Annotated in this window: 1 protein-coding gene; it reads right to left on the bottom strand. The window is 72.6% G+C overall.

The window, feature by feature from the left end:
• Positions 1-1,181 (bottom strand): 3-oxoadipyl-CoA thiolase (pcaF, locus tag GRF61_RS24145; RefSeq protein WP_211166189.1); only part of this gene is annotated, 1,181 nt, incomplete at both ends.

Here is a 1,181-nt window from a genome sequence, read left to right as displayed (position 1 = left end):
GCGATGCCCTGCCCCACGCCGATGCACATGGTGCACAGCGCATAGCGGCCGCCGGTCGCCTCCAGCTGGCGCATCGCGGTGAGCACCAGGCGGGCGCCGGAGGCGCCCAGCGGGTGGCCCAGCGAGATGGCGCCGCCGTTGGCATTGACGCGGGCGTCGTCGTCGGCGATGCCCAGCTGGCGGGTCACCGCCAGGCCCTGGGCGGCGAAGGCTTCGTTGAGTTCGATGACGTCGATCTGCTCCAGCTTCAGCCCCAGCCGCTGCAGCAGCTTCTGCGAGGCCGGCGCCGGGCCGATGCCCATGATGCGCGGCGGCACGCCGGCGGTGGCCATGCCGAGCACGCGGGCGCGCGGCTGGAGGCCGTGGCGCTTCGCTTCGGCCTCGCCCGCCAGCAGCAGGGCGACCGCGCCGTCGTTCACGCCGGAGGCGTTGCCGGCGGTGACGCTGCCGTCCGGGCGGACGACGCCCTTCAACTTGGCCAGCGCTTCCAGCGTGGTGGCGCGCGGGTGTTCGTCGCGGGCGACGATGAGGGGATCGCCCTTCTTCTGCGGGATGTGCACCGGCACCAGTTCGCCGTCGAAGAAGCCGCGCTCGGCGGCGGCGGCGTAGCGCTGCTGGCTGCGCAGGGCGAAGGCGTCCTGGTCGGCGCGGCTGACCTTGAACTCCTCGGCGACGTTCTCGGCGGTCTCCGGCATGGAGTCGATGCCGTACTGGGCCTTCATCAGCGGATTGACGAAGCGCCAGCCGATGGTGGTGTCCTCGATCTTCGCGCTGCGGGAGAAGGCGGAATCGGCCTTGCCGAGCACGAAGGGCGCGCGGCTCATGCTCTCGACGCCGCCGGCGATCATCAGCCCGGCTTCGCCGGCGCGGATGGCGCGGGCGGCGGTGCCCACCGCGTCCATGCCGGAACCGCACAGGCGGTTCAGGGTGGCGCCGGGGACTTCGACCGGTAGGCCGGCGAGCAGGCCGGCCATGCGGGCGACGTTGCGGTTGTCCTCACCGGCCTGGTTGGCGCAGCCGTAGTAGATGTCGTCGAGGGCGGACCAGTCCAGGCCGGCGTTGCGCGCCATCAGCGCCTTGATCGGCAGGGCGGCGAGGTCGTCGGCGCGCACGCCGGAGAGGGCGCCGCCGTAGCGGCCTATGGGGGTGCGGATGCCGTCGCAGATGAAGACTTCACTCAC

The sequence above is a fragment of the Azoarcus sp. TTM-91 genome (assembly GCF_012911025.1).
Classification (GTDB): Bacteria; Pseudomonadota; Gammaproteobacteria; order Burkholderiales; family Rhodocyclaceae; genus Azoarcus.
This window is presented reverse-complemented; position numbering and strand designations above follow the sequence as displayed.